This window comes from Georgenia sp. AZ-5, from assembly GCF_043952095.1.
Lineage (GTDB): Bacteria > Actinomycetota > Actinomycetes > Actinomycetales > Actinomycetaceae > Georgenia.
This window is the reverse complement of sequence record NZ_JBINOU010000001.1, coordinates 704,452-730,827: the sequence shown is the minus strand read 5'-3', so window position 1 is coordinate 730,827 and position 26,376 is coordinate 704,452. Positions and strand designations below refer to the sequence as shown.

The window sequence follows — 26,376 nt, the reverse complement described above, 5'->3', positions numbered from 1 at the left end:
TCACCAGTTCGGGCCGCCGCCGAAACCGCGCCCCGAGCGCTGCTCCTGCTCCTGCCGGTCCCGCTCGGCCTCCCGGTTGCGCTCCTCGAGCTCGCGCTGGCGCGGGTCGGGCGCAGGCTCGCCCTCGCCCGGCTCCGCGGGCTCGGGCTGGGGCACGCCCGGCCGCATCCGCTGCTCGCGCTCGGCCTGCTCGGCCTTCTCCTGCTGCCGCTGCTCGGTGCGGTCCTGGCCGGTCCGGGTCTCGCCCTGACCGTGCGGCGGGCCGGACGGCCGCTCCGACGGCGGGTCCGTGGGCGGCTGGTCGGACGGCTCGTCGCCCGGCCCGGGGCTGGGCGGTCCGGCGGACGGCTCGTCGGCGGACGGCGCGTCGCTCGGTGAGCCGCCTGACGGTCGGTCCGACGGCGGATCCGGGGGCCCGTCGGACGGAGGCCCGGACGGCTCGCCGGAGGGCTCCTCGCCGGGACCAGGGGGTGGCTCCGCCGGCTGCTCGGGCGGCGCGGCCGGGTCCTGCGGCTCGGCGGGATCCTCCGGCTCGGGCACGGGCGGCGGCCGCCCGTCGGAGGTGCACGGCCCGATCATGTCCACGGCCTCGAGGTAGTACGCCTGCGCCATCGCCAGGTCGCCGGCGGCGGCCGAGTCGTCGCCCATGCCCTCCAGCGCCAGGGAGAGGTTGGTGCGCACCCGGCACTCGGCCGTCGCCGGGTCCGGGTTGCCGTGCGCGTCCGTGGTGCCCGGCGGCACGAGCCGGTGCGCCTCGCGCAGGTCCTCCACGGCCGCGAAGTACGCGCCGTCCCGCGCCGACGCCGTGCCGGCGTTGAACCACGCCTTCCAGGGCTCGACGACGACCGGCGTGAACCCCTTCTGGTAGCCGTAGCGCCCGGCCGCCTCGGCCGCGTCCCCGGCGTCGTAGGCGGCGCGGGCGTACAGGTTCCCCAACGGGACGCCGAGCAGCACGCCGGCGGCGAGCAGGGCCGCCAGCACGACCGGCGCGGACCAGGCGAGCAGCCCCCGCCGGCGCCGGAGGTAGCCGGGCAGGGGCGCCCCACGCCCCACCCTCACCGGGCCACCTCCCGCAGCCGGCGCCAGCGGCCCGCGTGGGCGAACGCCTCCCAGGCCAGCAGCCCGGCGAGGACGACGGCGGCGGGCCAGTACACGTCCCGGTAGGTGTGGACCTCGCGGCGGCCGTCCCCCGCCAGCTCCTCGACGTCGATGTCCGCCACGAGCGGCGTCACCGGCGACGGCTCGGTGCGGTGCGCGTAGGGGACGCCGAGATCGTCGGCGACGCGGCGCAGCGTCGTCTCGTCGATCCGGGAGACGGCCGGCGGGGAGCCCGGCCGGGAGTCGTCGGTGATGTACGGCGCATCGGTGCCCGCCCCGGTGCCCTCCTCGCCGTCGTAGCTGCGCATGTGCCCGCCGGCGGCGGTGCCGTACCCGAGCACCGCGCCGCCGTCGACGAGCGGGGCCAGGTCCGCATAGCTCCCAGCTACCGCGCCGGCGGTGTTCTCGCCGTCGGAGAGGACGAACACCAGGCGCACGTTGCCGGCGTTGCGCTGGGCCGCGCCGGTGAGGGCGTCGGTGAGGGCCGGCAGCGGGCGGTCGATCGCGGAGCCGGCCGAGTACCGGGTGATCTCCTGGCGCAGCGTGTCGGCCCAGGCGCGGACGGCGCGCGCGTCGGTGGTGAGCGGTAGCTGCCGGCTGGCCTGGGAGTCGAACCCGATCACGGAGTACCGCGCGCCGGGCAGCGCCTCCATCAGGGCGACCACGTCGTGGCGCACGCCCTCCAGGCGCGGGCGGACGCCGTCGTAGTCCTCCGCCGCCATCGAGCCGGTGCGGTCGACGACGAAGAAGACCTCCGCGTCGGTCTCCACGCGCGTGGTCTCCGCGGCCACGGCCGGCGCCAGCCCGATGCCCAGCGCGCAGAGCACCATGCCGCCGCGGCGGAGCCAGTCGCCCTGCGTGCCGTCGCGCGAGCGGCGGGCGCGCCACCAGCCGGCGGCGCACAGCGCCGCCAGGGCGAGGAACACCGCCGCGAGCGCCCACCCGGGCCACACCAGCCGCAGGATCATGCGCGCAGCCTCCACACCAGCAGCAGCAGCGCCGCGAGCCCGGCCACCAGCCAGCCGAACCACCGCTCGGGCCGGTCCGTCACCACCGCCTCCGGGGTCCCGGCGAGCTCGACGGCCTGCCGGGCGTCGATGTCGGCGATGATGCCGTCGACGGCCGCCGGGTCGTCCGCCTGGTAGAACAGCCCGCCCCCGGACGTGACCACCTCCTGCATCTCGGCCCGCGCCGCGGCCGAGGCGCTGTCGGTCATCGAGGCGTACAGCCCGTGCACGGTGATGCCGCGCTCGGTCGCCAGGGCCCGCGCCTCCTCGAGCGTGTAGATGGGGGTGCCCAGCACGAGGTTGTCCGTGGCCAGGATGATGGACCGGGACCGCTCGGTGCCGGTCTCGTCGAAGGCCAGCGCGCACGTCGCCAGCCCGTCGCCGACCAGCGAGGACGCCTCGGCGTCGAGCGAGACGGTGCCGGCCAGGAACGCCTCCAGCCGCTGCAGCGCCTCGGGATCGAAGACCCACGCGTCGAGGTCGAAGTCCAGGGCGGTGGCGGCCGCGGCGAGCTCCTCCTCCACCAGGGCATAGTCGTCGGTGAGCGGGAAGACGGTGCGGGAGGTGTTGTTGAAGACGCTCAGCGCGATGCGCTCGCCCTCGAACTCCTGCACGAGCTCGGCGAAGGTGGCGAGGATCTCCGAGTCCAGCTCGATCATCGAGCCGGAGACGTCCAGGCACAGCACGATGTCGCGGGTGGCCAGCACCTCCGAGCGCACGTCCCGGTCCACCGGCCGGGCGGCGAGCGACGCCGCCGCGACCGCCGAGAGGGCGAGCGCGCCCGCCGCGAGCGCGAGCCCGCCGCGCAGCAGCCGCGCCCGGCGGCGGTAGCCGGGCAGGCGGCGCAGGTACGCGGAGTTGGCCACGAACGTCACGGCCGGGCCCCGGGCCCGGCGCACCAGCCAGCCCGTGAGGGCGGCGAGGGCCACCACGGCCAGCAGCAGCGGCACGAGCCAGGGCGTCACCACGTGGCGATCACCTCCTTCGCCCGGCGGGCCGCCTCGGCGGCCTCGGCGTCGGAGCGGCGCGCGAAGCTCGGCTCCTCCCACACGGCGAGCAGGTGGCCCACGCGCCGGGTGGGGTCGTAGCCCGCCACCTCCCCGCGGGTCCACGCGCGCACGTCGGTGCCCAGGCGCTCGGAGGCGAACTCGCGCATGGTGCGAGCGAGCTGCAGGTGCAGGGCGCGCAGGTCCAGCTCGCCGGCGCGGTAGCGCGCGTGGTGCTCGTCCACCTCGGCGGCGAAGCGGGCGCGCAGCTCGCCCACCGGGCGCCCCGCGGCGCGCGGCCGGACGGCCCGGGCGGGGTCGGTGAGGCGGTGGACGAGGAGGTACCAGCCCCCCACGAGCAGCAGCAGCGCCGCGCCCAGCGCCGGCACCCACCAGACGTAGGCCTCCGGCGCGAGGAGCTCACCGGCGGGCACGGCGCTGCCTGCCCAGCAGGTCGATCAGCCCGTCGACCGCGTCGTCGGTGCCGTCCACCCGCACGTGCTCGATCCCGCGGCGGCGGAGCAGCTCGGCCACCTCGCCCCGGCGCTCCTCGACGGCGGCGAGCGCCTCGGCGTGCACGGCCCGGTCCTCGCGCAGGAACGCGGGCAGGGGCGGGCCGCCGTCGACGTCCGCGACCGGGCCGAGGCCCGGCGCGGTGGGGACGGCGTCGGCGACGGCGACCACCATGACCTCGTGGCGGGCGCGCAGGCGGCGCAGCACGTCCTCGTGCGCGGGCTCCGGGCGGGCCTCGTCGGTGAGGACGACGACCAGCGACCGGCGGGTGGACCAGGTCAGCACCCGCTCCAGCACCCGGCCCAGGTCCGACGGCGGGGCGTCGAGCCGCACGTCGTTCTCGACGGCGCGCAGCAGCGTCTCCAGGTGTGCGGTGCCGCCTCGCCCCGGCAGCTGCGTCAGCCGCGCGGCGTCGCCGGAGACCAGCGCCACAAGGTCGCCGCGGGCGCGGGCCAGGTAGGCGACGACGTCGGCGACGAACAGGGCCACCTGGCCCTTGACCTCGCCCGACGTCGCGGCGGCGGCCATGTTCCGGCCGGTGTCCACCGCCAGGACCATCGAGAGGTTCGACTCGCGCACGAACCGCCGGATGATCGGCTGCCCCGCCCGGGCGGAGGACTTCCAGTCGATGTCCTTGACGTCGTCACCAGGCCGGTACTCCACCTGGTCGTCGAAGTCCTGGCCGTGGCCGGTGAAGATCGAGCGGTGCCGGCCCTCCAGCAGCCCGGCGGCGCGCCGCACGGTGGGCAGGTCCAGGCGGGCCCGGACCTTCGCGAGGCGGGAGGTGGCGTCCACGGCTTCCTCGCGCCGCCGTCAGGGGGCCGGGACGGCGGCGAAGACGGCGTCGATGATCGCCTCGGGGGCGACGTTGTTGGCCAGCGCGTCGTAGGTGCGCACCAGCCGGTGGCGCAGCACGGCGTGGCGCAGCCGCCGCACGTCGTCGGGCACCACGTAGGCGCGGCCCGCCTGCAGCGCGACGGCCTGCGCCACCCGCATGAGGGCGATCGCGCCGCGCGGGGAGGCACCCACCCGCACGTGCTGCTGGAGGTCCGGCAGCGGGCGGGGGCCGCCGCCGCGGGTGGTGTTGACCAGCGCGACGATGTACTGCTTGACCGACAGGTCGACGTACACCCGGCCCACCAGCTCGCGCAGGTACAGCACGTCCTGCAGCGCGATGGGGCTCGCCTCCAGCGGGGCGGTCAGCGCGCCGGAGGCGGTGAGCTCGAGGATCTCGACCTCCTCACCAGGGGTGGGGTAGGTGAGGACCTCCTTCATGAGGAAGCGGTCCATCTGCGCCTCGGGCAGGACGTAGGTGCCCTCCTCCTCGATGGGGTTCTGGGTGGCCAGCACCATGAAGGGCTGCGGCAGCGGGTAGATCCTGCCGCCGATGGAGGTCTGCCCCTCCTGCATGGCCTCGAGCATGGCCGACTGGGTCTTGGCGGAGGAGCGGTTGATCTCGTCGAGCAGCACGAGGTTGGCGTGCACGGGGCCTAGCTGGGTGGTGAACTCCCCGGTGGCGTAGTTGAAGATCTGGGTGCCCACGATGTCGTTGGGCATCAGGTCCGGCGTGCACTGGATGCGGTGGAAGGTGCCGGAGACGGCGGCGGCCAGGGTGTGCGCGGCCGTGGTCTTGGCGAGGCCGGGCACGGACTCCAGCAGCACGTGCCCGCCCGCGATCAGCGTAGACACGAGCGCAGTACGGAGCCCGTCCTGCCCGACAACGCGCTGGCCGAAGATGTTGTGGACCCGGCGCACCAGCCCGGCGGCCCGGGCGGTGTCGGTCTCGGTGATGGTCTGGACCTGGAGGTGCTGCTGGGCGGGCTGGGGCGACCAGGGCGCGCCGGCGGGAACGTCGTCGCCGGGACCGTGCGCGTGGCCGAACCCGGCCCCGCGCGCGCCGTCCGCGCGGGCGCCACCGGACGCCGCCTTGCCCGCGCCGTCGTGCGGGGCCGCAGCCCACCCGTGCGTTCCGCTCATGGTCCCCCCGTGGGATGGCTGCTGCGAGACTATGCCAAACCACCCCGCGGGCGGGAAGGGTCGGGAGGCCGGCGGCCCGCCCGGAGGGACGTCTGCGAGCGCCTACCCTGGTTTCGTGCCTCTGTCTCCCCGCCCGTCCCCGTGGTGGTACGCGCTCGGCGCGCTGCCGCTCGCCCTCCTGGCCATGGCCGGGGGCCTGGTGCTCACGGGCGCCGCAGAGCCGCCCGCGATCTTCGACCCTGGTCCCCTCGTGCGCTGGGGGCTGCCCGTCGTCACGGTGGTCCAGCAGGCCGCCGCGGCGCTGACCGTGGGCGCGTTCGCGCTGTGCGCCGTGGTCCTGCCGGCCGCGCCGCGGGCCGGTGCCCCGCACGTTCGGGCGTCCGCGCCCGTGGACGGCGCCGCCTGGCCCCGGGCGGCGCGCATCGGTGGGGTCGCCGCGGTCGTGTGGGCCCTGGCCCAGCTCGCCCACCTGGTGCTGACGCACGGCTCCGTCGTCGGCGCGATCGGCGGGGAGGGGTACGGGGCGCAGCTGGCGCAGTTCGTCACCGATGTGGAGCTCGGCCGGAATCTCGCGTGGGCGACGGTCCTCGCCGCGCTCGTCGCCGTCCTGGCCGTGTCCGTCGCGGGGTACACCTCCGCCGCGTGGACCACCGTCCTCGCGTTCGCCGCCCTCTTCCCGCTGGCCCTGACCGGTCACGCCGCCGGCGCCGCGAGCCACGAGCTCGCCGTCTCCTCGTGGTGGCTGCACCTGGGCGGCGTGACCCTGTGGGTCGGCGGTCTCGCCGTCCTCGTGCTCGTCGGCTCCCGGCTGGGCCGCGACCTGCCCGCCGCCGTGCAGCGGTACTCGCGGCTGGCCCTGTGGGCGTTCGCCATCACGGCCCTGGCGGGCACCGCCAACGCCTGGCTCCGGCTGTCCTCCCCCGTGGAGCTGTTCACGCACCCCTACGGCCATCTCGTGCTCATCAAGGTGCTCCTCACCGTCGGGCTCGGCCTGGCCGGCTGGGCGCACCGCCGGATGACGATCCCCGAGCTGGAGCGGCGCGCCGCGTCCGTGCCGGCCACGGGCGCGGGGTGGGCGTTCTGGCGGCTGGCGGGCGTGGAGGTGCTCGTCATGGGCGCCGTGGTCGGCGTCGCCGTCGCGCTCGGCTCCTCGGCGCCCCCGGTGCCGCAGGAGCCGGTCACCGAGGCCGGCCCGGTCTACCTGCTCAGCGGCTACGCCGAGCCGCCGTTCCCCACGGCCCTGACCTACCTCACCCAGTGGCGGCCGGACCCCGTCACCGCGCTGGTGACCATCTCGGCCCTGGTGGTCTACCTGGGCTGGGTGGTGCGGCTGCGCCGCCGCGGCGACGCCTGGCCGGCCGCCCGGACGGCGAGCTGGGTCATCGGGTTCGTGCTCTTCTTCTGGGTCACCAACGGCGGCCCGTCCGTGTACGGCAAGGTGCTCTTCAGCGGCCACATGATCCAGCACATGCTGCTGGTGATGGTGGTGCCCATCCTCCTGGTGCTCGGGGCCCCCATCACCCTGGCGCTGCGCGGCCTGCCGCACCGCGGCGACGGCTCCCGCGGCCCGCGCGAGTGGCTGCTGGCCCTGGTGCACTCGCGGTGGCTCGCCTTCTTCTCGAACCCCATCGTGGCCGCCGTGAACTTCGCCGGGTCCCTGGTGGTGTTCTACTACTCGCCGCTGCTCGAGGGGGCGGTGACCACCCACGTCGGGCACGTGCTGATGGTCGTCCACTTCACCGCCACGGGCTACCTCTTCGCCAACGCGCTGATCGGCATCGACCCGGGACCCTCGCGCCCGTCCTACCCGCTGCGCCTGCTGCTGCTCTTCGCGACGATGGCCTTCCACGCGTTCTTCGGCATCTCCCTCATCGAGCAGTCCGCCCTGCTCGCCGCCGACTACTTCGGCCAGCTCGGCCTGTCCTGGGGCGGGGGGGTCGACGCCATGGCCGACCAGGTCAAGGGCGGCGCCATCACCTGGGGCATCGGCGAGATCCCGACGCTCGCGCTGGCGATCGGCGTCGCCGCGGCCTGGGCGAAGGAGGACGACCGCACGGCCCGGCGCTCCGACCGCAAGGCCGACCGCGACGAGGACGCCGAGCTGCGCGCCTACAACGAGATGCTCGCCGAGCGGGCCGCCCGCTCGGCGGGCCTCCAGGCCTCGGGCCGGACCGCGCCGGAGCAGCCCGGCGCCCCCGCCGACCAGACGCGTCCGTAGCGGGATCCCGGGCCGGGCGCCGCTAGTCGTCCCACTCCCAGACGAAGCCGACGATCTCCCCCTCCAGTGCCGGCAGGAACCGGTGGACGTCGAGGTCGGCGGACAGGCGCACCTCGTGGCGGGAGACCGGCTCGTCGGACCAGATGTTGTCCCACCGCGCCCACCACACCCGCCGCGGCACCCGCGCGGGGTGGAACTGGACGTAGATCTCGAGGTTGCCGATCCGGCGGCGCGACCCGCGGCGGAAGTTCGGCGGCGGCTCCTCGCTGAAGCTGAACGCGGTGCGGTACTCCAGCGACGCCGTCTCGCCCGGGGCCAGCGGGTTGGTCAGCGCGAGCTCGACGCCGTACAACCCCGACATGCTCGAGCGCCGCACCGGCCCGGCCCGCCCGCCGCGCACCACCTCGACGGCGGCGGCGTGGGTGTCGAACTGGTAGACGTAGCGGTCCATCGGCTCCAGCGCCCGGATGACCTGCAAGGTGCGGTGCTCGGCGGGCAGCCCGTCGGGCCCCACCCGGTGCAGCTCGTGGACGACCAGCGACTCGTAGCCCACCGTCGGGCTGAGCGGGGCGCCGTCGTCCGCGGCCGCGCGCAGCACCGACAGGTCCTCGGAGTCCGCGTTCATGAACAGCGCCCAGAGCTGGTTGGCGTCCTTGTCGGACATGTCGAACGCCTCTATGAACAGCCGGAGCGTCGCCGCCGCGATGAAGTGCCCGGTCAGGGCCCTGTTCACCCGGTCCTTGAGCCGGCGGGGCAGGTCCCGCTCGCTGTCGGCCACCTCCCCGCTCTCCCACAGGTACTCCGCCAGCACCTGCGCGACGGCGCCCTGGTGCACCTGCTGGCCGCTGCTGCGCCGCATGTGCACGGCCCACCGGGACCGGTAGGCGGCCCGCTCGGCCAGCAGGGCCACGAGGTGCCGGCACACCTCCGCGGACGGGTCGGGGACGGGCCGGGCACGCATGGCACCCATTCTGGGCGGCGGGGCGCGGATATGTCCCGCGTTGTGCGCCGGTCTCACCGGGCGGCCATCTCGCCCCGGTCCGGTCTCACGGCGCGGTCCTGCGCCCTCGCCCGCCTCACCGTGCTGCCCGCCGGCGCGCGACAGAGGTGCGACACAGGACCGGTGGAATGCGCAAGTCGGGAGTTCTGGGGACAGACGAGGGGGTCAATGGTGTCTCTCACCGCGTCGTCGAGGCCGATGGCCGGCACTGCGTCCGCGCAGATGTCGGTGGCCGTGGTCGACCACCACCCGGTGGTAGTCCTCGGGGTCGAGCGGTGCCTCGCCAGCGCGCCGGACCTTTCCGTGGTCGGCGGGTACACCAGCGTGCGGGAGCTGCTCGCCTCCCGGGGCGTCGAGCACCCGGCCGACGTGGTCGTCGCCGAGCTCACGCCGCCCGACGGCACCTCCCCGCAGCGCAACCTCTCGACGCTCGCCGAGACGGGCGCGCGCGTGGTCGCCTTCACGGCCGAGCGCAGCCCCTACCTGCTCGACCTGGCGCTCGCGGCCGGAGCGCTCGCCGTCGTCCACAAGACGGTGCCGCCCGAGGTCCTCGTGCGCTCCGTCCGGGCGGCCGCGCGGGGCCAGCACCAGGGAGTCGTGCCGGGGAACCTCGCACCGGCCGGCTGGTCCGCGCCGCTGCTGTCGCCGCGCGAGCGGCAGACGCTCGAGCTGTACGCCGCGGGCGAGAAGTCCGAGCGTGTGGCGCAGCGGCTGGGGATCTCCCGGGAGACCGTCAACGACTACGTCGGGCGGATCCGGGGGAAGTACCGGATGGCCGGGCGCCCGGCGGACACCAAGGTCGACCTGTACAAGCGGGCCGTCGAGGACGGCATCCTGCCCCCGCCGGGCGAGAACGTCGGCTGACCCCGGCCCCACCGGCCGCAGCCGCCGGAGGCTCAGCCGGCCTCCTCGAGGATCACGTCCGCCCCGCTCGCCGTGACCCGCACGCCGCCCTCGCCGGGGACGGCGTCGGTGATCCGGAGCCCGTACGGCAGCGCCGGCAGGTCGATGTCGACCATGAGCTCCGGCATGCCGAGCAGCGGCGCGACCCGGCCCGGGTCGACGGTCAGGCCGGCCAGCTCGACCGTCTCGACGGCCAGCCCGACCTCACCGCGCTCCACGACGGGCGTCGTCCCGACCTCGACCGTCTGGCCGAGCAGCTCCCCGGAGAGGCTCAGCCCGTCCGGGCCGGTCGCGACGGCGAGCCCCAGCCCCGCCTCGTCGACGAGCCGCTGGAGCTCGTCCTCGGGGAGCGTGCCGACCAGCTCCAGGCTCTCCACCGTGACCGGGCTCGTCAGCCCGACGCCCGCCGCGCGGGCGTCGAGATCCCTCAGCCGCACGCCCTCCAGCTGCGCCGCCTCGGCGGTCGCGGTGGCGGCGCCGATCTCGCCGGCGAGCACCTGGGTGAGGAAGGGGAAGCCCTCGATGCTCACCGCCGGCCGCCCCTCGGTGCCCGCCGCCTCGGCGAGCCGGTTCCCGACCTCCCGCTCGGCCCAGGCGTTCGCCGCGCGGTCGGCGACCACCGCCAGGACCAGCACCACCAGCACGACGACGATCAGGGTCCGGGCGGCGCGCATGCCCCCACCCTAGGCGCCGCCCCGGCCCATAACCGGGGCAGCTCCTCCGCAAGAAGGCGTCATGTGTAGGGTCGAGGCGTCATCCGGACGGAGAAGGGGGACGCGTGGACGACCGTGAGGAGGACCTGCGGCGGCTGGCCGCCGACCCGGCCACGCCGCTGACCACGCTGCAGCTGCTGGCCCAGGACCACCCGGAGGTCCGCGCCGCGATCGCCGCGAACCCGGCGACCTACCCGGCGCTGCTGGAGTGGCTCGGCGCCCTGGGCATGCCCGACGTCGACGCCGCCCTGGCCGCCCGCGGCGCCGGCGCGCACGCCACGGCGGCGGAGTCCGAGCCTTCTGCGGCCGGGAACCCGGCGAGCGCGGCCACCACCGGAGAGCGTCCGGTCGGCCTCGAGCCGCCGACGACCGCCCACCCGGCCCCCGTCCTGCCGCCCGTCATCCTGCCCGCCTCCCGCCCACGCCCGGTGCAGGCCGCCGCCGAGCCGCCGACCGAACGGATCGCGGCGCTGGGGCCCGAGCAGCCGCCAGCCGCCCCGGCGTCAGCCGGCGCGGAGCCGGGGACGGGCGACCAGCCCACGAGCCTCGACGACCGAGCCATCGTGGCCGGCGTCCGCCACTCCCCCGGCGACGTCCCCGGCGGCGCGACCGCGGCGTGGCCTGCGGCCGCCCAGGAGGCCACGACCAGCCGCCTGCCCGCCCGGCCGGGCCTCGTCGAACCGGATTCCGCGGAGCCGGGTCTCGATGCGCCGGGCCGCGCCGAGCCGGGCCGGCCGGAGCGAACCCGCCCGGCCGCGGTGGGTGCCGCACCGGACGACGGCGTCGGTCCGGGCCGGGACCGGCGTCCCGCGTGGGCGCTGCTCGCCCTCGTCGCGGTCCTGCTCGTGGCCGGGCTGGGCTGGGCACTCGGCAGGCCCGGCGACGACCCGGCCCCCTCCGCATCCCCCAGCGCGACGACGACGCCGGCGTCTCCCCCGGCCAGCCCCGCGCCCACGTCCGACCCCGCCGACGCGGCGGGCGCCACGCTCGCCGCGCTCGCCGCGCTCCCGGGAGCGTCCTCGTGCGCCGACGTCTCGGCCGACGCCAAGGTCTTCGCCGACTTCGGCGCCGCGGCCTCGTCCGGCGACGCCTGGGCCGACCCCGGCGCCGCCGACGTCGTCATGACGGCGCTGACCGGGCTGCAGGAGGCGTGCGACCCGGCGTACGCCGTCGCCGTCAACGACGCCCTGGTGGACGGCGAGGGCACCCCCGCCGCACTGGTCACCACGCTGGCCACGGCCGGCGAGTGGGTGCAGCCGGTACGGGCCGCGCCGCCGGGCGCGCAGCCGATGAACGACTTCACCAGCCCGTCGGGGAACATCGCCTGCTCGCTGGGCGAGACCGAGGCGAGCTGCACGATCGGCGACCGCTCGTTCGCGGACCCGGCCGGGTGCGCGGCGGGTCCGGTGACGCTCGTCGTCGGCACGGGCGGCGCCGCCGCCCCGGACTGCACCCGTGCCGCGGCGCCCGCGGCCGGCACGCTGCCGTACGGCCAGTCCGCCACGGCCGGTCTCTTCGCGTGCACGAGTGAGCAGGACGGCATGACCTGCTGGAGCACCCTCACCGGCAGCGGCTTCTCGGTCGCCCGCGCCGGTTTCACCACGTTCTGACGGGCCGTCGGCGTCAGGGCGCGGCGGCGCCATCCTCCGACCAGGCGGTGACGCCGGCGGCGATGGCTTCGGCGTAACGCTGCCGCCCGTCCTCGCTCTCGATCAGCACCGCGTCGGCCGGGTTGCGCATCTGCGCGAGCTCGAGCATGACGGCGGGCCGCTCGGCCCAGTTCAGCGTGCCCAGGTCCGCGCGTTCGCTCAGGGCGCCGGGGTAGGTCGGAGACGGCGTGAACCCCGCGGCCCCGAGGGCGTCGAGCAGCGCGGCCGCCAGGGCGCGTGAGGGCTCGCCCTGGGCGTCGTTGAGCGGCGGGGAGGAGACGATGGCGAAGTACCCCCGGACGGTGGGGTCATCGGAGCCGTCGGCGTGGATGGACACGAGGAGGTCGGCGTCGTGCGCCTGCGCCGCGCTGCCCCGCTCGTCGACGCACGGCCCGACGCCCGTGTCGTCCTGGCGCGTGAGGGTCACCCGGGCGCCCGCCGCCTCCAGCAGCCCGCGTGCCCGGCCCGCGACGTCCCACGTGAAGGCGTGCTCGGGGTAGCCCGACGCCGTCGACGTGCCCACCGTGTTGCAGGCCTTGCGGGCGCCGCGGCCATCGTCGACCGGCGCGGAGACCTCCGACGCGGCCGCGGCGTTGCCGCCGTTGTGACCGGGGTCCAGCACGACGTGGAGGCCGGCCAGGGTCGGCGAAGTCGCGTCGCCGGCGGCGTCTTCCTCGGCGGGCTCCTGCTCCGCCGCCGAGCCTGCCGGCGAGGGCGCCGGCTGTGCGCTGGTCAGCGGCCGGGATCCGAGGTAGAGCCCGACGGCGACGGCCGCCAGTACCGCGATCACCACGAGTGCCCCGACGAGCCGCCGTCGGGGTCTGCTCGTGCGGGGCTCGGCGGCTTCGGTGGACACACGGTCATCGTCGCACCCGCCAGCCGGCGTTGCCCGCGGCCACGGCTTGCCGGTGGGAGACGCGAGATACCCCAGGACGAATCTTCCCGCCCTGGGGTATCGATGTCGCAGCGCGGCTGGACGCCGCGCTTGGTCAGGCGTAGATCAGCGCGGGCCGGCGGTGGGCCAGCATGCGAAGCACGCGGTGTAGCTAGCGGACTTGTCCACGGGGGCTGCCGACGACGGGGCCGCGATGCCGGCGATCAGGCCCGCAGCCACCAGGACGCTCACTCCAAGCTTCTTGAACATTCGCTCACTCCCGAATTCGGCGAGGCCGTGCGCCTCACGCCATGATCATCGGGGTTTCCGGACGAGGATTGCGGGTCCGTGAACGTGCACTCCCTGCCATGGCAGGAAGTTACAGCCGTGTAGAGAAAGAGGTTCGATCCTCGCGGCATGCATAGAGGACGCTCGGTGTCGGCATACGATCAGGTCGGAATCAGACTGTCGGGGGTGCCATGTTCGAAGCGCTAGGCCTGGACGCGAACGCCATCGCGGTCTACCGCACCCTCCTGCTCTCCCCCTCGGTCACGCACGCCCAGCTCGCCGAGCGAGCTGGAGTAGACCATGACGGCGTGCACCTCGCACTTGACGTACTCGAGCAGAAGGGTCTGCTCCGGCGTTCACATTCCGATCCAGCTGGTGTGCGCACGGAGTCGCCCCAAGTTGCGTTCGAGCGACTTCTCGGCGACCAGGAGGAGAAGCTTCATCGCGCCCAGGAGCAGCTCAGCAGCATTCGCACAGGCGCGGCCCAGCTCGTTGACGAGTATCAGCGCTCGGTCAATCGCCGCCGCGGGGAAGTCGAGCACCTAGTCGAGACCGACGAGATTGTCTCCAGGTTGGTCGAGCTTGGAGAAAACGTCGCAGCCTCCATCGACTCGGTGGTGACGAAGCAACCGACGGTGCATCAGTTGCGCGAGTCCAAGATGGACGAAGAGAAGTACTTCGAGCGCGGCATCAAGTTGCGGACCGTCTACCCAGCATCGGCGCGCCATGATGAGCTCGTCGTCGAGTACGCGAAGTGGCTGGCCGCGAGAGGAGGAGCAGCCCGCACTTCGATCACCGTTCCGAACCGGGTTCTCATCTACGACGGCGAGGTAGCCGTGCTGATGTTTGACCCAGAGGATCACTCTCGCGGCGCCGTAATCATCAATACGCCGGGCGTCGTTGCGACCCTCCGTGCCATGTTCGAGCTCATATGGGCCGCGAGCACGGATCTAGCACCGTCCGACGACGAAGACCTCCGCCCGGAAGAGCGTGAGCTGCTCCAGCTCCTCGCCCGCGGACTCAAAGACGAGGCGATCGCCCGCCAGCTCGGGATCTCCATCCGCACCGTGCGCCGCATGATCAACAACCTGAGCCTGCGGATGGAGACCTCCAGCCGCTTTGCGCTCGGCGCGAAGGCAGCCGAGCGCGGCTGGCTCTGAGCCCGCCTCGCATTCCCGCACGATCGCCGACGTCCGGCCGGTGGCCCAGCCGCGCACCGGGCCTCCGCGAAGTGGAACGCCTCCTCAGGCCACCCGCGCGTCGAGCAGCACGAGCGGTTGCCGGTAGCCGTGCTCGGTGACCTGCGTCCGGGCCGCGACGACGAACCCCGCCCGCTCGAGCTCCGCCTCGAGCTGCCCGGGGCACAGCACCCGCTGCGTCGTCGTGCACACCGTGACCTGCCCACGGCGCCGGTCCTTGGGCAGCGCCGTGAGCGTCCACGTCGGCGCGTCCGGCTCCCAGTACTCGTACATCCGGTACGTGCGCCCGCTCGGGGCGTGCACCTCGGTCCCGACCTCGGGCGGCAGCGGGAGGGCGCCGTGGTCAACCGTGCTGACCAAGAACCGCCCGCCCGGGGCGAGGTGGTCGCGCACGGAGCCGTACAACCCCACGCGCCCCGTCTCGTCCAGCAGCGCGACCGAGCAGCCCGCGAGGACGACGGCGCCGAACAGCCTGCCCAGGGCGAAGCCGGCCATGTCGGCCTGCACCATGGCACACCGCTCGCGCAGCGGCGCCGGCGCCTTGAGGAGCCGGCCCGCGAGTCCGCGCAGCGCGTCACGGGACACGTCGAGCGCGGTGACCTCCCGCCGCAGCGCGAGCAGCGGCACGGTCAGGCGCCCGACGCCGGCGGCCAGGTCGAGCACCGGGCCGTCCACCTGGAGCACGGCCCGGAGCACCGCGCGGATCTCCTGCATATCGCTGTCGACGAGGTCCGCGTACAGGGCCGAGCCGGCCTCGTCGCAGATGCCGTGCACCTCGGCGCGGGCGCCGAGGGCGGCCACCGTCCGCCCGGCGCGCCCAGGGATCCCGTGCGAGGCGGAGAGGGAGACCCGCGGCGCCGCCAGGGCGAGCCGGGCACCGGGCCGCGCCGTAGTCAGCGGCGATGCGTCCATCGGGCCACCTCCCTGCTCCTGCGGGGTGCGCACGGGCGCGTCGTGCGTGATCACTCGCCGGCTCTCGTCACCAGAAGAAGGGCAGGCGCCGGGGCTCGGCGCCGAGGAGGTAGTCCAGCGCGAGCAGGACGCCGGCGGCCCCGGTACCGAGGTCGGCGGAGGACCTCGCCGCCTCCAGGCCGACGTAGGGGATGCGCGCCTGCGCCGAGGGGTGCCCGAGACGCTCGAGGTGCGGGCGCACAGCCGCGCGCGGGTCGGCTGCCGGGTCCCACGGCCGGGCCCGCACGTACTGCACCGCCGCCAGCGTGCCCGCCCACCCGTGGAAGAGCCCGGCGTGGGCGCCGACGTGCTCCTCGCACGCGGCCGCGAGGGACTCCCGCGCCTGGAACACCCAGGGCGCGTCGAGGTAGGTCATCGCCTCGTGCAGCACCATCACGACGCCCGCGCTGCCGCTGCCCAGCAGCGGCCGGCTGCGCCAGAGCTCAGGGGCGCCCTCGGCCGAGAACGCCGGCCACCCCAGGTGGGCCAGGTCGCGCCGCAGCGCCCGCTCGGCGTGGTCCAGCAGCACCTGCTCGGCGGTGAGCTCGTAGGCGTGCAGCAGGAACAGGGCCACGCCGGCGCCGCCGTGCAGCAAGCCCGGCCGGTACAGCCGGCCGCCGGGCTGCTCCAGCTTGTCCACCACCAGGTGCGCGATCCGGGCCAGCAGCCGCAGGGTCCCCTCGCCGTCGAGGAGCGGTGCGCGCTCGAGCAGGGCCAGCCCCACGCCGGCCAGGCCGTCGGCCATCGCGACGCCCAGGTCCTCCAGCGGCGCCTGCTCCACCTCCGCCCACGCCCGCTCGGCCGCCTCCCGGCGGCCGAGCCGGTCCAGCGCGAGCGCGATCCCACCGAGCCCGTCGACGAGCCCCGGTCCTGGGCCCTCCATCCCGTCGACCGCCCCCTCCAACCAGTCGACGAGCTCGGTGGGAACCTCAGCCCCAAGCTCCGCGAGCGTCCACAGGACCCCTGCGGCGCCGGAGCCGAGGCTCACGCCACCGTGGGGCCGCAGGAGCTGCTGCGGGTCGCCGGGGAACAGCCGATCCGCGCGCTGGGGCGTGGCCGCGGCAAGGATGCTGCGCACCAGGTGCTCTCGCACCTGCGGGTAGGAGGCGTCGTCGAGCACGGCGAACCGGCTGCCCCGGCGCGCGCCGAGGTCGATCAGCTCGCCGGTGCGGCCCTCTGCCACGCGCGCGGCGGTGGCCGCCCGCAGGGCGGAGCCGTCGCGGCCGGCCGGCCGTTCGAACGGGAGCAGCACCGATGACGGCATGGCCGGCCCCTCTCGCTCGTCCTCCCACACCCGCGACTGCGGGCGGTCATCCTTGCGGACGTTGCGACCGTAACGAGAGCCCGGACGCCGTTACCAGCCAGTTGGCGGGCACGTAAATGCCATGGCAGGAACATGCCATCGGCAGGGCGCTCGGCGGCGGCACCGACGCCCTCCGCGAACCTGCCGCCCGCGGACGGGATCCCGCGGCGGCGCGGGGCGACGGCGGCCGGACAACGACGCCCGGAGGGCCGCCCGACGAGGGCCGGCAAAAACCTAGCCGCCGGCGCGGACGTACGCATCCCCGGCGTGCGCCGGGCCGGGACTGCTACGCGCGCCGGGTGGCGGCGCGCACGTCTCTTCCCCACCGCCGCGGCGGCCTCACCGGCGCCGGCCTCAGCGGGTCAGCTCGGCGATGACCGAGTCGTCCAGCCGGTCGAGCAGGTCGACGACCGAGTCGTACACGGCCACGGCGCCCGCCTCGCGCAGCTCCGCGGCGCTGATGCCGCCGGTGAGGACGCCGACGCACCGCACGCCCACGCGCTCGCACGCGACGGCGTCCCAGACGGCGTCGCCGAGGAACACCGCCCGCTCGGGCGGCACGCCGGCCCGGTCCAGCGCGACGGCCACGAGGTCGGGGTCCGGCTTGGCGCTGTCGACGTCCTCCGCGGCGGTGACGGCGTCGAGCAGGTCCTCGGCGTCGAGCACCCGCCGCACGTGCCTGAGCTCGTTGGGTGGCGCCGAGGTCGCCAGCACGACCCGCAGCCCCCGTTCCCGCAGCGCACAGAGCAGCTCGTGGACGCCGTCGAGCCGGCGGAGCCGCTGGGCGGCGAGCGCCTCGTAGCGGTCGGCATGCTCCTGCTTCACCCGCTCGCCGAGCTCCTCGGCGCGGTCGCCGAGCAGCTCGGCGACGATCCGCTTCGAGTCCATCCCGATGCGGCGGTGGATGCGCCAGGCGTCCACCGGGTGCCCGGCCTGCTCGAACGCCTCGGCCCAGGCCGTGACATGGAGGTACGTGGAGTCGAGGAGGGTGCCGTCGGCATCGAGCAGGACGGCGCCGGGTGCGTCGGTGGTCATGTCCCAGTGCTACCGCCTGCCCCGGCCGGGCGCACGGCGGGCGGCCGGCTCACCGGCCCGGCCGGTCAGCCCCAGACCAGCGCCTGGGCCGGGTCCTCCAGGACGCGCGCGACGTCGGCGAGCAGCCGCGAGCCCAGCTCGCCGTCGACGAGGCGATGGTCGAAGGACAGCGCCAGCTGGGTGACCCAGCGGGGCTTCACCTTGCCGCGGTGCACCCACGGCTGCTTCTTGATGGCGCCGAAGGCGAGGATCGCCGACTCCCCGGGGTTGAGGATCGGGGTGCCCGCGTCGATGCCGAAGACGCCGATGTTGGTGATCGTCACCGTGCCGTCCGCCATGTCGGCCGGCTGCGTCTTGCCGGCGCGGGCCTTGGCGGTCAGCTCGCCGAGCTCGGCGGCGAGCTCGTGCAGGTTCAGCCGGTGGGCGTCCTTGATGTTGGGGACCACCAGGCCCCGCGGGGTGGCGGCGGCGATGCCCAGGTTGATGTAGTGCTTGTAGACGATCTCCTTGGCCTCGTCGTCCCAGGCGGCGTTGGCCTCGGGGTTGCGGCGCATGGCCAGGATCAGCGCCTTCATGGTGATCAGAAGCGGGGTGACGCGCACGTCCGCGAACTCGCGGTCCTGCTTGAGCCGCTCGACCAGTTGCATGGTGCGGGTCACGTCCACGGTCTCGAACACGGTGACGTGCGGGGCGGTGAACGCCGACGCGACCATCGCCTCGGCGGTGCGGCGGCGCACGGCCTTGGCCTGCACCCGGGTCTGGCGGCCGTCCGGGGAGACGGTGCCGCCGGCCAGCCAGGGCTCCTCGTCGCCGCGGTGGGTGGCCAGCGCGGCCGGCTCGGCGCCCGCGCGCTGGGTCTGCACGTCCTCGCGCGTGATGATCCCGCCCGGCCCGGTGCCGACGACGGCGGCGAGGTCGACGCCGAGGTCCTTGGCGAGCTTGCGCACCGGGGGCTTGGCCAGCACGCGTGCGCCCGCCCGGCGTCCGTCGGCGGTGGCAGCAGCCTCCGCCGCGGGTGCCGGCGCGGCGGCGCCACCGGTCGACGGCACCGGGCGGGTCGACGGCACCGGGCCGGTCGACGGTGCGCCGCCGGTCGATGGCGCCGGGCCGGTCGACGGCGCCGGGCGCGCGCCGGGCTGTGTGAAAGATTCGTCAGGCATAGCCTGACGAATGTTCCCCGTTGCGGTTGCGTCCTGCCTGCGCGGGCGGCGCGTGGCGCTGCCGGCCCGCGTGCCGTACCCGACGAGCACGCTGCCCGACCCCTCGGCCGCCGAGCCGGGCCCGGCCGTCGTGCCCGCCGTCGTGCCCGCCGTCGCCCCCGCCGCCGCGCCCGCCGCCGGGCCGGCCCCGGACGGGGCACCCCCGCCGTCCGCCGTCGCCGGTGCGGGAGCGGTCTCGCCCTGCGGCGCGGTGGCCTCGGCCGGGGCGGCGGACGCGTCATCGCCGCCGGCCGGGGCCTCGCCGTCGGGGTCGACGTCGATGCTGATGATGGGCGCACCGACCTCCACCGTGGCGCCCTCGGGCACCAGCAGCTCGTGGACCACGCCCGCATAGGGGCTCGGCAGCTCGACGACCGACTTCGCCGTCTCGATCTCGCAGAGCATCTGGTTGACGGCCACGGTGTCCCCGACGGCGACCTGCCAGGCGACCAGGTCGGCCTCGGTCAGGCCCTCCCCCACGTCCGGCAGGCGGAACTGCTGGTAGCTCGGCACGGTGCGCATACCTCCAGGTGACGCGTTGGGTGGCCGGCCGCCGCCGCGCGGCAGCGGCCGGCGGTGTCAGTAGGCCAGGACCCGGTCGACGGCGGCCAGGACGCGGTCGAGGTTCGGCAGGTACTCCTCCTCGTGGGCGCTGGCCGGGTAGGGCGTGTGGTAACCGCCCACCCGCAGCACCGGCGCCTCGAGGGCATAGAAGCAGCGTTCGGTGATCCGCGCGGCGATCTCGGCGCCGGGGCCGAAGAACATCGGCGCCTCGTGGGCGACGACGAGCCGGCCCGTGCGCATGACGGAGGCCGTGACGGCGTCGAAGTCGATGGGCGAGACCGAGCGCAGGTCGATGACCTCCAGGCTCGTGCCCTCCTGGGCGGCGGCGTCGGCGGCGGCCAGCAGCGTCTTGACGGTGGGCCCGTACCCGGCGACGGTCACGTCGGTGCCGCGGCGGACGGTGCGCGCCGCGTGCAGGCCCGCGGCCAGCGCGGCCTCGCTGAGGTCCACCTCGGCGTCCAGGTCCACCTCGCCCTTGTCCCAGTACCGCGACTTGGGCTCGAAGAACAGCACCGGGTCCGGCGAGGCGATGGCCTGCTGGATCATCGCGTACCCGTCCGCCGCGGTCGCCGGCGTCACCACCCGCAGGCCCGGGGTGTGCGCGAACAGCGCCTCGGGGGACTCGCTGTGGTGCTCGATGGCGCCGATGTGCCCGCCGAAGGGCACCCGGATGACCACCGGCATCGTCAGGTCACCCTCGGAGCGGTAGGTGAGCTTGGCCAGCTGGGTCGTGATCTGGTCGAAGCCGGGGAAGATGAACCCGTCGAACTGGATCTCGCACACCGGCCGGTACCCCGCCATGGCCAGGCCGATCGCGGTGCCCACGATGCCGGACTCGGCCAGCGGGGTGTCGACCACCCGGTCAGGCCCGAAGTCGCGCTGCAGGCCGTCGGTCACCCGGAAGACCCCGCCCAGGGCGCCGATGTCCTCGCCCATGAGCAGCACCTTGGGGTCGTGCTCGAGCGCCTTGCGCAGCCCGGCGTTGATGGCGCGGGCCATCGCTGTGGCGGTCATCGCTCCCCCTCGGCGTCGGCGAAGCCGGCCTGGTAGGCGGCCTCGGCGGCGCGCTCCTCGGTGACAAGGGGGTGCGCGGCGCTGTAGACGTGGTCGAACATCCGCTCGTGCGGCGGCGCCGTCAGGGCGTGGCAGAACTCGCGGGCCGACTCCGTCAGGGCGGCGGCGTCGTCGTCCACCGCGGCGAGGAAGGCGGCGTCGGCCAGGCCCTCCCGCTGCAGGTACGCGCGGACGCGGGCGATGGGGTCCTTGGCGCGCCAGCGCTCCTCCTCCGCCTTGTCCCGGTAGCGGGAAGGGTCGTCGGAGGTGGTGTGCGCGCCCATGCGGTAGGTGACCGCCTCGATGAAGGTCGGCCCGCCGCCGCTGCGGGCGCTCTCGAGGGCGGCCCGGGTGACGGCGTAGCACGCGAGGGCGTCGTTGCCGTCCACCCGCACCGAGGGGATGCCGAACCCGGCGCCGCGGTGGACCAACGGCACCCGGCTCTGCGTCGACGTCGGCACGGAGATGGCCCAGTGGTTGTTCTGGACGAAGAACACCACCGGCGCGTTGGCCGAGGCGGCGAAGACCATGGCCTCGTTGGTGTCGCCCTGGGAGGTGGCGCCGTCGCCGAAGTACGCCACGACGGCGCGGTCGCGCGCCGGGTCGCCCGTGCCGACGTCGCCGTCGCGCTGGACGCCCATGGCGTAGCCGACGGCGTGCAGCGTGTGGGCGCCGATGACGAACGTGTACAGGTGGAAGTTGTGCGCCCTCGGGTCCCAGCCGCCGTGGCGCACGCCGCGGAAGACGGGCAGCAGGTCCCGCAGGTCCACGCCCCGCACCTGCGCGACGCCGTGCTCACGGTAGGAGGGGAAGACGAAGTCGCGGGGCGCCAGCGCGTGCGCGGAGCCGACCTGTGCGCCCTCCTGGCCCAGGCACTGGGCCCACAGCCCGAGCTCACCCTTGCGCTGCAGGGCGGTGGCCTCGCCGTCGAAGGCGCGCGTGAGCACCATGTCGCGGTAGATCGCCCGCAGGTCCTCCGCCGCCAGCTCGGCGGCCAGCGGCCCGTACTGGGGATCCTCCTGCCGGCGACCCTCGGCGTCGAGGATCTGCACCATGCCCTCACCGGCCTCCAGGCCCGGCGGGACGGTTTCGAGCTGCTCCATCGGGTGGACCTCCTCGGCGACGGCGCCCGGGTGGCGGGCGGTGGTGGCCCGCCGGGCCCGGCGCGTGGGTGGTGCGCCGGGCCCGGCGGGAGCGACCCTGGAGCGGGTGGCAACGAGTCGCGCGAACCTACGCCAGCGTAGGCTACGCGACCGTAAGTTTCAGTTGTGCGGTCCCTACAAATATGGTGGCGGATCGGTTGAGACGGCGCACCCCCGGTGTGGGAATCCGCAACCCGCCGCCCGCGCAGCCAGGTCGAGGAGCGTCCGCCGGCGGTCAGGCCCGCTCGAGCACCGTGGGCATGCGGGAGGCCGGCCACTCGGCGGCGGTGCTCAGGAACAGGTCGTTGCCCTCCGGCTCGCCGATGGAGACCCGGACACCCTCGCCGGCGAAGGCCCGGACCAGCACGCCGCGGCGGCGGGCGCCGTCGGCGAAGCTCACCGAGCGGCGGCCGAGCCCCAGCCAGACGAAGTTGCCCTGCGCGTCGGGCACCGCCCAGCCCTGGTCGGCGAGGGCGGCGACGACACGCTCGCGCTCGGCGACCACCTCGGCGACCCGTGCGCGCACCTGGTCCTCGGCGCGCAGCGCGGCAACGGCGGCGGCCATGCCCATGGAGTTCACGCCGAACGGCGTCGACGCGGCGCGGAAGCCGGTGGTGAGGCGGCGCCGTGCCAGCGCGTAGCCCACCCGCAGGCCCGCCAGCCCGTACGCCTTGGAGAAGGTGCGCAGCACCACCAGGTTCTTGAACTCGCCCAGCAGGGCCGGGCCGTCGGTGCGGTCGGGCAGGGTGACGAAGTCGATGTAGGCCTCGTCCAGGACGACCATCACCGACGGCGGGACGACGGCGAGGAACTCCCGGAGCTCGGTCTGGGTCAGCGCCGGGCCCGTGGGGTTGTTGGGGCTGCACAGCAGCACGACGCGCGTGCGGTCGGTGACGGCGGCCGCCATGGCGGCCAGGTCGTGGCGGCCGGCGGGGTCCACCGGCACCTGCACCGCACGGGCCCCGGCCACCTGGACCGCGATGGGGTAGGCCTCGAACGAGCGCCAGGCCATCACCACCTCGTCCCCCGGCTCGCACACCGCGGCGAGGATGTGCTGCAGGACGGCGACCGACCCGTTGCCCACGGTCACCCGGCCCGGGCCGACGCCGTGCCGCTCCCCGAGCGCCTCGGTGAGCTCCGAGGCGTACATGTCCGGGTACCTGTTGAGGTCGGCGGCGGCGTCGATCATCGCGGCGTTGACCTGTGCCAGCGGCGGGAAGGCGATCTCGTTGCTCGAGAGCTTGAAGACCTGCGCGCCGGCCACGGGCCGCTCGCCCGGCACGTACGCGGGGAGGCTCTCGATGGCGGGGCGCAGTCGGACCGAGGTGCTCTTCGGGGCCATGGCACCCAGTGTGCACCCCGCGAACGCGCGCACCGAAACGAGGCCCCGGTGACAGGATCGGCGCATGCGCTTCGTGGTGCGGTTCCTCGTGAACGCGGCGGCGATCTGGCTGTGCACCCTGCTGGTGCCGGGCGTCACCCTGCCCGCCGAGGCGTCCACCGGTGAGAAGCTCCTCGAGCTCGCCGTCGTGGCCCTGGTGTTCACCCTGGTGAACATGGTCGTGCGGCCGATCGTGAAGCTGCTCTCGCTGCCGCTGTACATCCTCACGCTGGGCCTGTTCTCGCTGGTCGTCAACGCGCTCATGCTCATGCTCACCGGCTGGATCACCCAGCTCACCGAGTGGGGCCTCTACGTCGACGGCTTCTGGACGGCGGTCCTCGGGGGCATCATCATCGCCATCGCGAGCTGGCTGCTGCACCTGTTCATCCCCGGCGAGCACCGCTGAGACGGCCTCACCGCGTGCGCTCGATCTCGAAGAGCAGCGACTCGGTGCGCGCGCCGGGCACGGCGGTGCCCATGACCTGCTCGTTGTGTGCCAGCCAGCGCCGGACGCCGTCGTCCGCCACCCCGGGGAGCAGGCCGGCCGCCGCCGCGTAGCTCTCCACGTGGTGCGCCTGCCCGAGGCCGGCGGGCTCGCCGGAGTGCACCGCCACCGTCACGTGGTGGGGCGCCGGCGGGTTGGGATAGCCGTCGAGGCCGACGGTGGGGTCGTTGACGTCCTCCAGGCTCAGGGTGGCGACGGAGGCGGGCAGCGTCACCCCCGCGACCGGGCTGCCAGCGGTGAGCAGGCTGCGCACGTCGAACCGCGCCCGGAACACCGGGTCCGCCACCAGCCGGGCCGCCACCAGCCCGCCCTGGCTGTGCACCGCCATGGCCACCGGCTCCCCCGGCGCGATGCCGGCCTGGCGCATGGCGCTCGTCACGCCCGCCTCCATGGCGCTGCCCACCCCGGCCATCGCCCGCAGGTTCGTCCCGTTGTCCATCGGCTGGCGCCCGCCGTCCCACGGGCTCTGGGTGCCCGGGACGACGACGGTCCAGGACCGACCGCCGTCGGGTGCCGTGGTGCGAAGGATCTCCACCAGGCCGATACCCCGGCCCCGGATCTCGCGCTCGAGGGCGGGGATGCGGGCGAGGGCCTGCGCCGGCGTGGTCGGCGGGGCGCTCACGGTGCGCCCGAAGCCGGTGACGAGGGCGGTGCCCGGCCGCGACGCGCCGGGCGGGCTGTCGGTGGCGGGCCGCGGCGCGCCGGGCGGGCTGTCGGTGGCGGGCGTCCGGCCCGTGCCCGGCACCGGCAGCGGCCGCACGCGCAGGCCCGGGTACGTCCGGCCGCCGTGCGCCACGAGGCTGGCGTTCTCCAGCATCGGCAGCGCCGCGAGGGCGGTGCGCTCCACCGGCGTCTTCCGTGTCACGTCGACCCACCGCGCGCCGAGGAACATCCCGCCCGCCAGTGCGTCCGGGCGCGCCCACTGCATCCGCCCGGCGAGGGAGCGCGCGTGCTCCTGGGCCACCACCGCGTCCAGCAGCCGCGGGTCCCGCATGCGCGAGACCGCGGCGCCGAGGTGACCGCCCACCGCCACGACGTCGAGCCCCACGGCCGCCCTGCGCACGTGCTCCACCGGGGCCAGGAGCACCAGGTACCGCCACAGCGGCGGCCGGAACACGCGACTGGCCCTCTGCTCCGCCTCCTCGTACCACTGCCGCTGGACCTCGACGTCGTCGGCGAGGTCGCGCACGCCCTGCGCGAGCCGGCCGAGCGTCACCCCGACGTACAGGGCCTGCCGGATCATGGCCGAGACCGCGATCCCGGCCGGCACCGGCGGGGCGAAGTAGCCGAGCACCTCGGCGTCGGCGGCATCGGCGTGGTCCAGCGCCTGTTCCACCAGGGTGACGGCCCCCAGCAGCCGGGCGCGGAGGGCGGCGAGCTCCTCGGTGTCCACGTGCAGGGGCGCGGTGCCGCCGGTGACCATGACGCGCGTGCCGGCCGCCGTCGGCCGCGGGTGCGCGACCCATCCGCCGGGGTCCGGCGGCCCGCCGTCCCGGCTCATGCGCCGTGCCCGGCGGTCCCGAGCATCGCGGCACGGTCCTGGTCCGCCACGCCCGCGGCCCGCTCCGCCTCCCGCAGCTCCTCGGCCAGCACCTGCGCGTGGTGCAGCAGGGCGGCCAGCGCCTCCCCGTAGGCGGTGGCGCCGGCGCCGCGCCACCGCTCGGGGAACGCCGCCAGCAGCTCCTGCCGGGCGCGGGCGAGCGTGGCGAGGGCGGCGAACAGCTCCGCCCGCACCGGCGAGACGGGCCAGGGGTCGGCCCACGTCGGCTCCCGGGGTGCGCTGCTGACGGCCATCCGTGCCTCCTGTTCCGTGGCGGCACGCTAGGCCGGGCGAGGGCGGGGCCTGAACGGGCCCGGCGCCCCGGCGTGGACGAGAGGTCGTCACCTCGGCGGTGTGGACGCGAGGATGAGGAGATGGACCGATTCCGCAAGGGCGACCACGGCACCCCCGCGGCGCTGCGCTTCGAGGCGGCCGGGCTGCGCTGGCTGGCGCAGGCGGCGGCGGACGGCGGCGCCGCCGTCGTGGAGGTGCTCGCCGAGGGGCCGGGCTGGCTGGAGACCCGGCGGATGACCGAGCGCCGGCCCGCCCCCGCGGACGCCGAGGAGCTCGGCCGGGCCCTCGCCCGCACCCACGCGGCCGGGGCGCCGCACCTGGGCTGCCCGCCGCCGGGCTGGGACGGCGAGGGCTTCATGGGGCGGGCGCGGCTGCCGCTGGGCGGAGACCCTGGACGCTCCTGGGGCGAGTTCTACGCGGCGGACCGGGTGCTGCCGTACCTGTCGGCCGCCGTCGCCAACGGCTCCGTGGACGCATACGGCGAGCGGGTCGTGCGCCGGTGCGCCGAGCGGCTCGCGACCGGCGCGCTCGACGCGCCGCAGCCGGGCCTGGTGAAGAACCCGGCCGCGCGCCTGCACGGCGACCTGTGGAGCGGGAACGTCCTGTGGGCCGCGGCGGACGGCCACGTGGAGGCCACCCTCATCGACCCCGCGGCGCACGGTGGCCACGCCGAGTCGGACCTGGCGCAGCTGGCCGTGTTCGGCGCCCCGCACCTGGACCGGATCGTCCGGGCGTACGACGAGGTATCACCGCTCGCCGACGGGTGGCGGGAGCGGGTCGGGCTGCACCAGCTGCACATGCTCGTGGTCCATGCCGCGCTCTTCGGCGGGTCCTACGGCGCGAAGACCGTGCGCACCGCCGCCCGCTACGCCTGAGCGAACACCGCGCGAGCCCCGCGATGAAACCCCCGCCGCGGGACGACATCTGGCGGAACAGGGATGACATCTCGCGGCGGGGGCGGGGGCGCGGGCGGGCGCGCCGCGG

At 75.4% G+C, this 26,376-nt stretch carries 25 protein-coding genes; 6 read left to right on the top strand and 19 right to left on the bottom strand.

What is annotated here, in order from left to right; translation table 11 throughout:
• The 6 genes from ACF0H8_RS03480 to ACF0H8_RS03455 are packed head-to-tail and all read right to left on the bottom strand — an operon-like array spanning position 1 to position 5,581.
• Positions 1-1,059, bottom strand: coding sequence for a hypothetical protein (locus ACF0H8_RS03480; RefSeq protein WP_395287602.1), 1,059 nt, complete (start codon positions 1,057-1,059; stop codon positions 1-3).
• Positions 1,056-2,066: a VWA domain-containing protein gene (locus ACF0H8_RS03475; protein WP_395287601.1), complete on the bottom strand. Its 1,011-nt coding sequence runs from the start codon at positions 2,064-2,066 to the stop codon at positions 1,056-1,058. The genes ACF0H8_RS03480 and ACF0H8_RS03475 overlap by 4 nt, the downstream gene beginning before the upstream one ends.
• Positions 2,063-3,073 carry a hypothetical protein gene (locus tag ACF0H8_RS03470; RefSeq protein ID WP_395287600.1) on the bottom strand — a complete coding sequence of 337 codons (1,011 nt, stop codon included), beginning with the start codon at positions 3,071-3,073 and terminating at the stop codon, positions 2,063-2,065. Before ACF0H8_RS03470 ends, ACF0H8_RS03475 begins: the two co-directional genes overlap by 4 nt.
• Positions 3,067-3,525: a hypothetical protein gene (locus ACF0H8_RS03465; protein ID WP_395287599.1), complete on the bottom strand. Its 459-nt coding sequence runs from the start codon at positions 3,523-3,525 to the stop codon at positions 3,067-3,069. Before ACF0H8_RS03465 ends, ACF0H8_RS03470 begins: the two co-directional genes overlap by 7 nt.
• On the bottom strand, positions 3,512-4,399 hold the full coding sequence (locus tag ACF0H8_RS03460; RefSeq protein WP_395287598.1) for a DUF58 domain-containing protein: 888 nt from the start codon (positions 4,397-4,399) through the stop codon (positions 3,512-3,514). The genes ACF0H8_RS03465 and ACF0H8_RS03460 overlap by 14 nt, the downstream gene beginning before the upstream one ends.
• A gap of 18 nt (positions 4,400-4,417) precedes the next feature.
• On the bottom strand, positions 4,418-5,581 hold the full coding sequence (locus ACF0H8_RS03455; RefSeq protein ID WP_395287597.1) for an AAA family ATPase: 1,164 nt from the start codon (positions 5,579-5,581) through the stop codon (positions 4,418-4,420).
• Positions 5,582-5,696: 115 nt separating this feature from the next.
• Between ACF0H8_RS03455 and ACF0H8_RS03450 the strand changes: the two genes are divergently transcribed.
• Complete coding sequence (locus ACF0H8_RS03450; RefSeq protein WP_395287596.1) at positions 5,697-7,799, top strand: cytochrome c oxidase assembly protein; 2,103 nt, start codon at positions 5,697-5,699, stop codon at positions 7,797-7,799.
• A gap of 22 nt (positions 7,800-7,821) precedes the next feature.
• Here ACF0H8_RS03450 and ACF0H8_RS03445 read toward each other — a convergent pair whose 3' ends face one another.
• On the bottom strand, positions 7,822-8,760 hold the full coding sequence (locus tag ACF0H8_RS03445) for a hypothetical protein (protein ID WP_395287595.1): 939 nt from the start codon (positions 8,758-8,760) through the stop codon (positions 7,822-7,824).
• A 237-nt stretch (positions 8,761-8,997) separates the two neighbouring features.
• On the opposite strand from ACF0H8_RS03445, the gene ACF0H8_RS03440 reads away from it, so the two are divergent.
• Positions 8,998-9,663: a response regulator transcription factor gene (locus ACF0H8_RS03440; RefSeq protein WP_395287594.1), complete on the top strand. Its 666-nt coding sequence runs from the start codon at positions 8,998-9,000 to the stop codon at positions 9,661-9,663.
• Positions 9,664-9,695: 32 nt separating this feature from the next.
• On the opposite strand, the gene ACF0H8_RS03435 is transcribed toward ACF0H8_RS03440, so the two are convergent.
• Positions 9,696-10,376 (bottom strand): DUF2993 domain-containing protein, encoded by a 681-nt coding sequence (locus tag ACF0H8_RS03435; RefSeq protein ID WP_395287593.1) that lies wholly within the window; start codon positions 10,374-10,376, stop codon positions 9,696-9,698.
• A 104-nt stretch (positions 10,377-10,480) separates the two neighbouring features.
• On the opposite strand from ACF0H8_RS03435, the gene ACF0H8_RS03430 reads away from it, so the two are divergent.
• Positions 10,481-12,025, top strand: a complete 1,545-nt coding sequence (locus tag ACF0H8_RS03430; protein ID WP_395287592.1) for a hypothetical protein — start codon at positions 10,481-10,483, stop codon at positions 12,023-12,025.
• Positions 12,026-12,038: 13 nt separating this feature from the next.
• Here ACF0H8_RS03430 and ACF0H8_RS03425 read toward each other — a convergent pair whose 3' ends face one another.
• Positions 12,039-12,920, bottom strand: coding sequence for an N-acetylmuramoyl-L-alanine amidase (locus ACF0H8_RS03425; protein WP_395287591.1), 882 nt, complete (start codon positions 12,918-12,920; stop codon positions 12,039-12,041).
• A 144-nt stretch (positions 12,921-13,064) separates the two neighbouring features.
• A complete protein-coding gene (locus tag ACF0H8_RS03420; RefSeq protein ID WP_395287590.1) occupies positions 13,065-13,190 on the bottom strand; it encodes a hypothetical protein in 126 nt (41 codons plus the stop codon).
• Positions 13,191-13,417: 227 nt separating this feature from the next.
• Here ACF0H8_RS03420 and ACF0H8_RS03415 point away from each other — a divergent pair, with 227 nt between their 5' ends.
• Positions 13,418-14,386 (top strand): helix-turn-helix domain-containing protein, encoded by a 969-nt coding sequence (locus ACF0H8_RS03415; protein WP_395287589.1) that lies wholly within the window; start codon positions 13,418-13,420, stop codon positions 14,384-14,386.
• Positions 14,387-14,470: 84 nt separating this feature from the next.
• Here ACF0H8_RS03415 and mpaM read toward each other — a convergent pair whose 3' ends face one another.
• The 7 genes from mpaM to hisC form a co-directional block, all read right to left on the bottom strand.
• Positions 14,471-15,337: a daptide-type RiPP biosynthesis methyltransferase gene (mpaM, locus tag ACF0H8_RS03410; protein WP_395287588.1), complete on the bottom strand. Its 867-nt coding sequence runs from the start codon at positions 15,335-15,337 to the stop codon at positions 14,471-14,473.
• Between the two features lie 67 nt (positions 15,338-15,404).
• Entirely contained in the window at positions 15,405-16,640 is a 1,236-nt protein-coding gene (locus ACF0H8_RS03405) for a lanthionine synthetase LanC family protein (RefSeq protein WP_395287587.1), read from the bottom strand.
• A 393-nt stretch (positions 16,641-17,033) separates the two neighbouring features.
• Entirely contained in the window at positions 17,034-17,714 is a 681-nt protein-coding gene (locus ACF0H8_RS03400; protein WP_395287586.1) for an HAD family hydrolase, read from the bottom strand.
• A 65-nt stretch (positions 17,715-17,779) separates the two neighbouring features.
• A complete protein-coding gene (locus ACF0H8_RS03395; RefSeq protein WP_395287585.1) occupies positions 17,780-19,435 on the bottom strand; it encodes a dihydrolipoamide acetyltransferase family protein in 1,656 nt (551 codons plus the stop codon).
• A gap of 57 nt (positions 19,436-19,492) precedes the next feature.
• A complete protein-coding gene (locus ACF0H8_RS03390; RefSeq protein WP_395287584.1) occupies positions 19,493-20,491 on the bottom strand; it encodes an alpha-ketoacid dehydrogenase subunit beta in 999 nt (332 codons plus the stop codon).
• Positions 20,488-21,633 (bottom strand): pyruvate dehydrogenase (acetyl-transferring) E1 component subunit alpha, encoded by a 1,146-nt coding sequence (gene pdhA / locus ACF0H8_RS03385; RefSeq protein WP_395287583.1) that lies wholly within the window; start codon positions 21,631-21,633, stop codon positions 20,488-20,490. The genes ACF0H8_RS03390 and pdhA overlap by 4 nt, the downstream gene beginning before the upstream one ends.
• Before the next feature lie 274 nt (positions 21,634-21,907).
• On the bottom strand, positions 21,908-23,014 hold the full coding sequence (hisC, locus tag ACF0H8_RS03380; protein ID WP_395287582.1) for a histidinol-phosphate transaminase: 1,107 nt from the start codon (positions 23,012-23,014) through the stop codon (positions 21,908-21,910).
• A 64-nt stretch (positions 23,015-23,078) separates the two neighbouring features.
• On the opposite strand from hisC, the gene ACF0H8_RS03375 reads away from it, so the two are divergent.
• On the top strand, positions 23,079-23,459 hold the full coding sequence (locus ACF0H8_RS03375; RefSeq protein ID WP_395287581.1) for a phage holin family protein: 381 nt from the start codon (positions 23,079-23,081) through the stop codon (positions 23,457-23,459).
• A gap of 7 nt (positions 23,460-23,466) precedes the next feature.
• On the opposite strand, the gene ACF0H8_RS03370 is transcribed toward ACF0H8_RS03375, so the two are convergent.
• Positions 23,467-25,059: a hypothetical protein gene (locus tag ACF0H8_RS03370; RefSeq protein WP_395287580.1), complete on the bottom strand. Its 1,593-nt coding sequence runs from the start codon at positions 25,057-25,059 to the stop codon at positions 23,467-23,469.
• Positions 25,056-25,352, bottom strand: a complete 297-nt coding sequence (locus ACF0H8_RS03365; protein WP_395287579.1) for a hypothetical protein — start codon at positions 25,350-25,352, stop codon at positions 25,056-25,058. The genes ACF0H8_RS03370 and ACF0H8_RS03365 overlap by 4 nt, the downstream gene beginning before the upstream one ends.
• Positions 25,353-25,472: 120 nt before the next feature.
• On the opposite strand from ACF0H8_RS03365, the gene ACF0H8_RS03360 reads away from it, so the two are divergent.
• Entirely contained in the window at positions 25,473-26,267 is a 795-nt protein-coding gene (locus tag ACF0H8_RS03360; RefSeq protein ID WP_395287578.1) for a fructosamine kinase family protein, read from the top strand.
• Positions 26,268-26,376: the final 109 nt, after the last annotated feature.

Coding starts and splice junctions, on each gene's coding strand:
- ACF0H8_RS03475 (WP_395287601.1), bottom strand. CDS start 2,066: ATGATCCTGCGGCTGGTGTGGCCCGGGTGGGCGCTCGCGGCGGTGTTC.
- ACF0H8_RS03455 (WP_395287597.1), bottom strand. CDS start 5,581: ATGAGCGGAACGCACGGGTGGGCTGCGGCCCCGCACGACGGCGCGGGC.
- ACF0H8_RS03445 (WP_395287595.1), bottom strand. CDS start 8,760: ATGCGTGCCCGGCCCGTCCCCGACCCGTCCGCGGAGGTGTGCCGGCAC.
- ACF0H8_RS03440 (WP_395287594.1), top strand. CDS start 8,998: ATGGCCGGCACTGCGTCCGCGCAGATGTCGGTGGCCGTGGTCGACCAC.
- ACF0H8_RS03435 (WP_395287593.1), bottom strand. CDS start 10,376: ATGCGCGCCGCCCGGACCCTGATCGTCGTCGTGCTGGTGGTGCTGGTC.
- ACF0H8_RS03415 (WP_395287589.1), top strand. CDS start 13,418: ATGTTCGAAGCGCTAGGCCTGGACGCGAACGCCATCGCGGTCTACCGC.
- mpaM (WP_395287588.1), bottom strand. CDS start 15,337: ATGGACGCATCGCCGCTGACTACGGCGCGGCCCGGTGCCCGGCTCGCC.
- ACF0H8_RS03405 (WP_395287587.1), bottom strand. CDS start 16,640: ATGCCGTCATCGGTGCTGCTCCCGTTCGAACGGCCGGCCGGCCGCGAC.
- ACF0H8_RS03400 (WP_395287586.1), bottom strand. CDS start 17,714: ATGACCACCGACGCACCCGGCGCCGTCCTGCTCGATGCCGACGGCACC.
- ACF0H8_RS03395 (WP_395287585.1), bottom strand. CDS start 19,435: ATGCGCACCGTGCCGAGCTACCAGCAGTTCCGCCTGCCGGACGTGGGG.
- ACF0H8_RS03390 (WP_395287584.1), bottom strand. CDS start 20,491: ATGACCGCCACAGCGATGGCCCGCGCCATCAACGCCGGGCTGCGCAAG.
- pdhA (WP_395287583.1), bottom strand. CDS start 21,633: ATGGAGCAGCTCGAAACCGTCCCGCCGGGCCTGGAGGCCGGTGAGGGC.
- hisC (WP_395287582.1), bottom strand. CDS start 23,014: ATGGCCCCGAAGAGCACCTCGGTCCGACTGCGCCCCGCCATCGAGAGC.
- ACF0H8_RS03375 (WP_395287581.1), top strand. CDS start 23,079: ATGCGCTTCGTGGTGCGGTTCCTCGTGAACGCGGCGGCGATCTGGCTG.
- ACF0H8_RS03370 (WP_395287580.1), bottom strand. CDS start 25,059: ATGAGCCGGGACGGCGGGCCGCCGGACCCCGGCGGATGGGTCGCGCAC.
- ACF0H8_RS03365 (WP_395287579.1), bottom strand. CDS start 25,352: ATGGCCGTCAGCAGCGCACCCCGGGAGCCGACGTGGGCCGACCCCTGG.
- ACF0H8_RS03360 (WP_395287578.1), top strand. CDS start 25,473: ATGGACCGATTCCGCAAGGGCGACCACGGCACCCCCGCGGCGCTGCGC.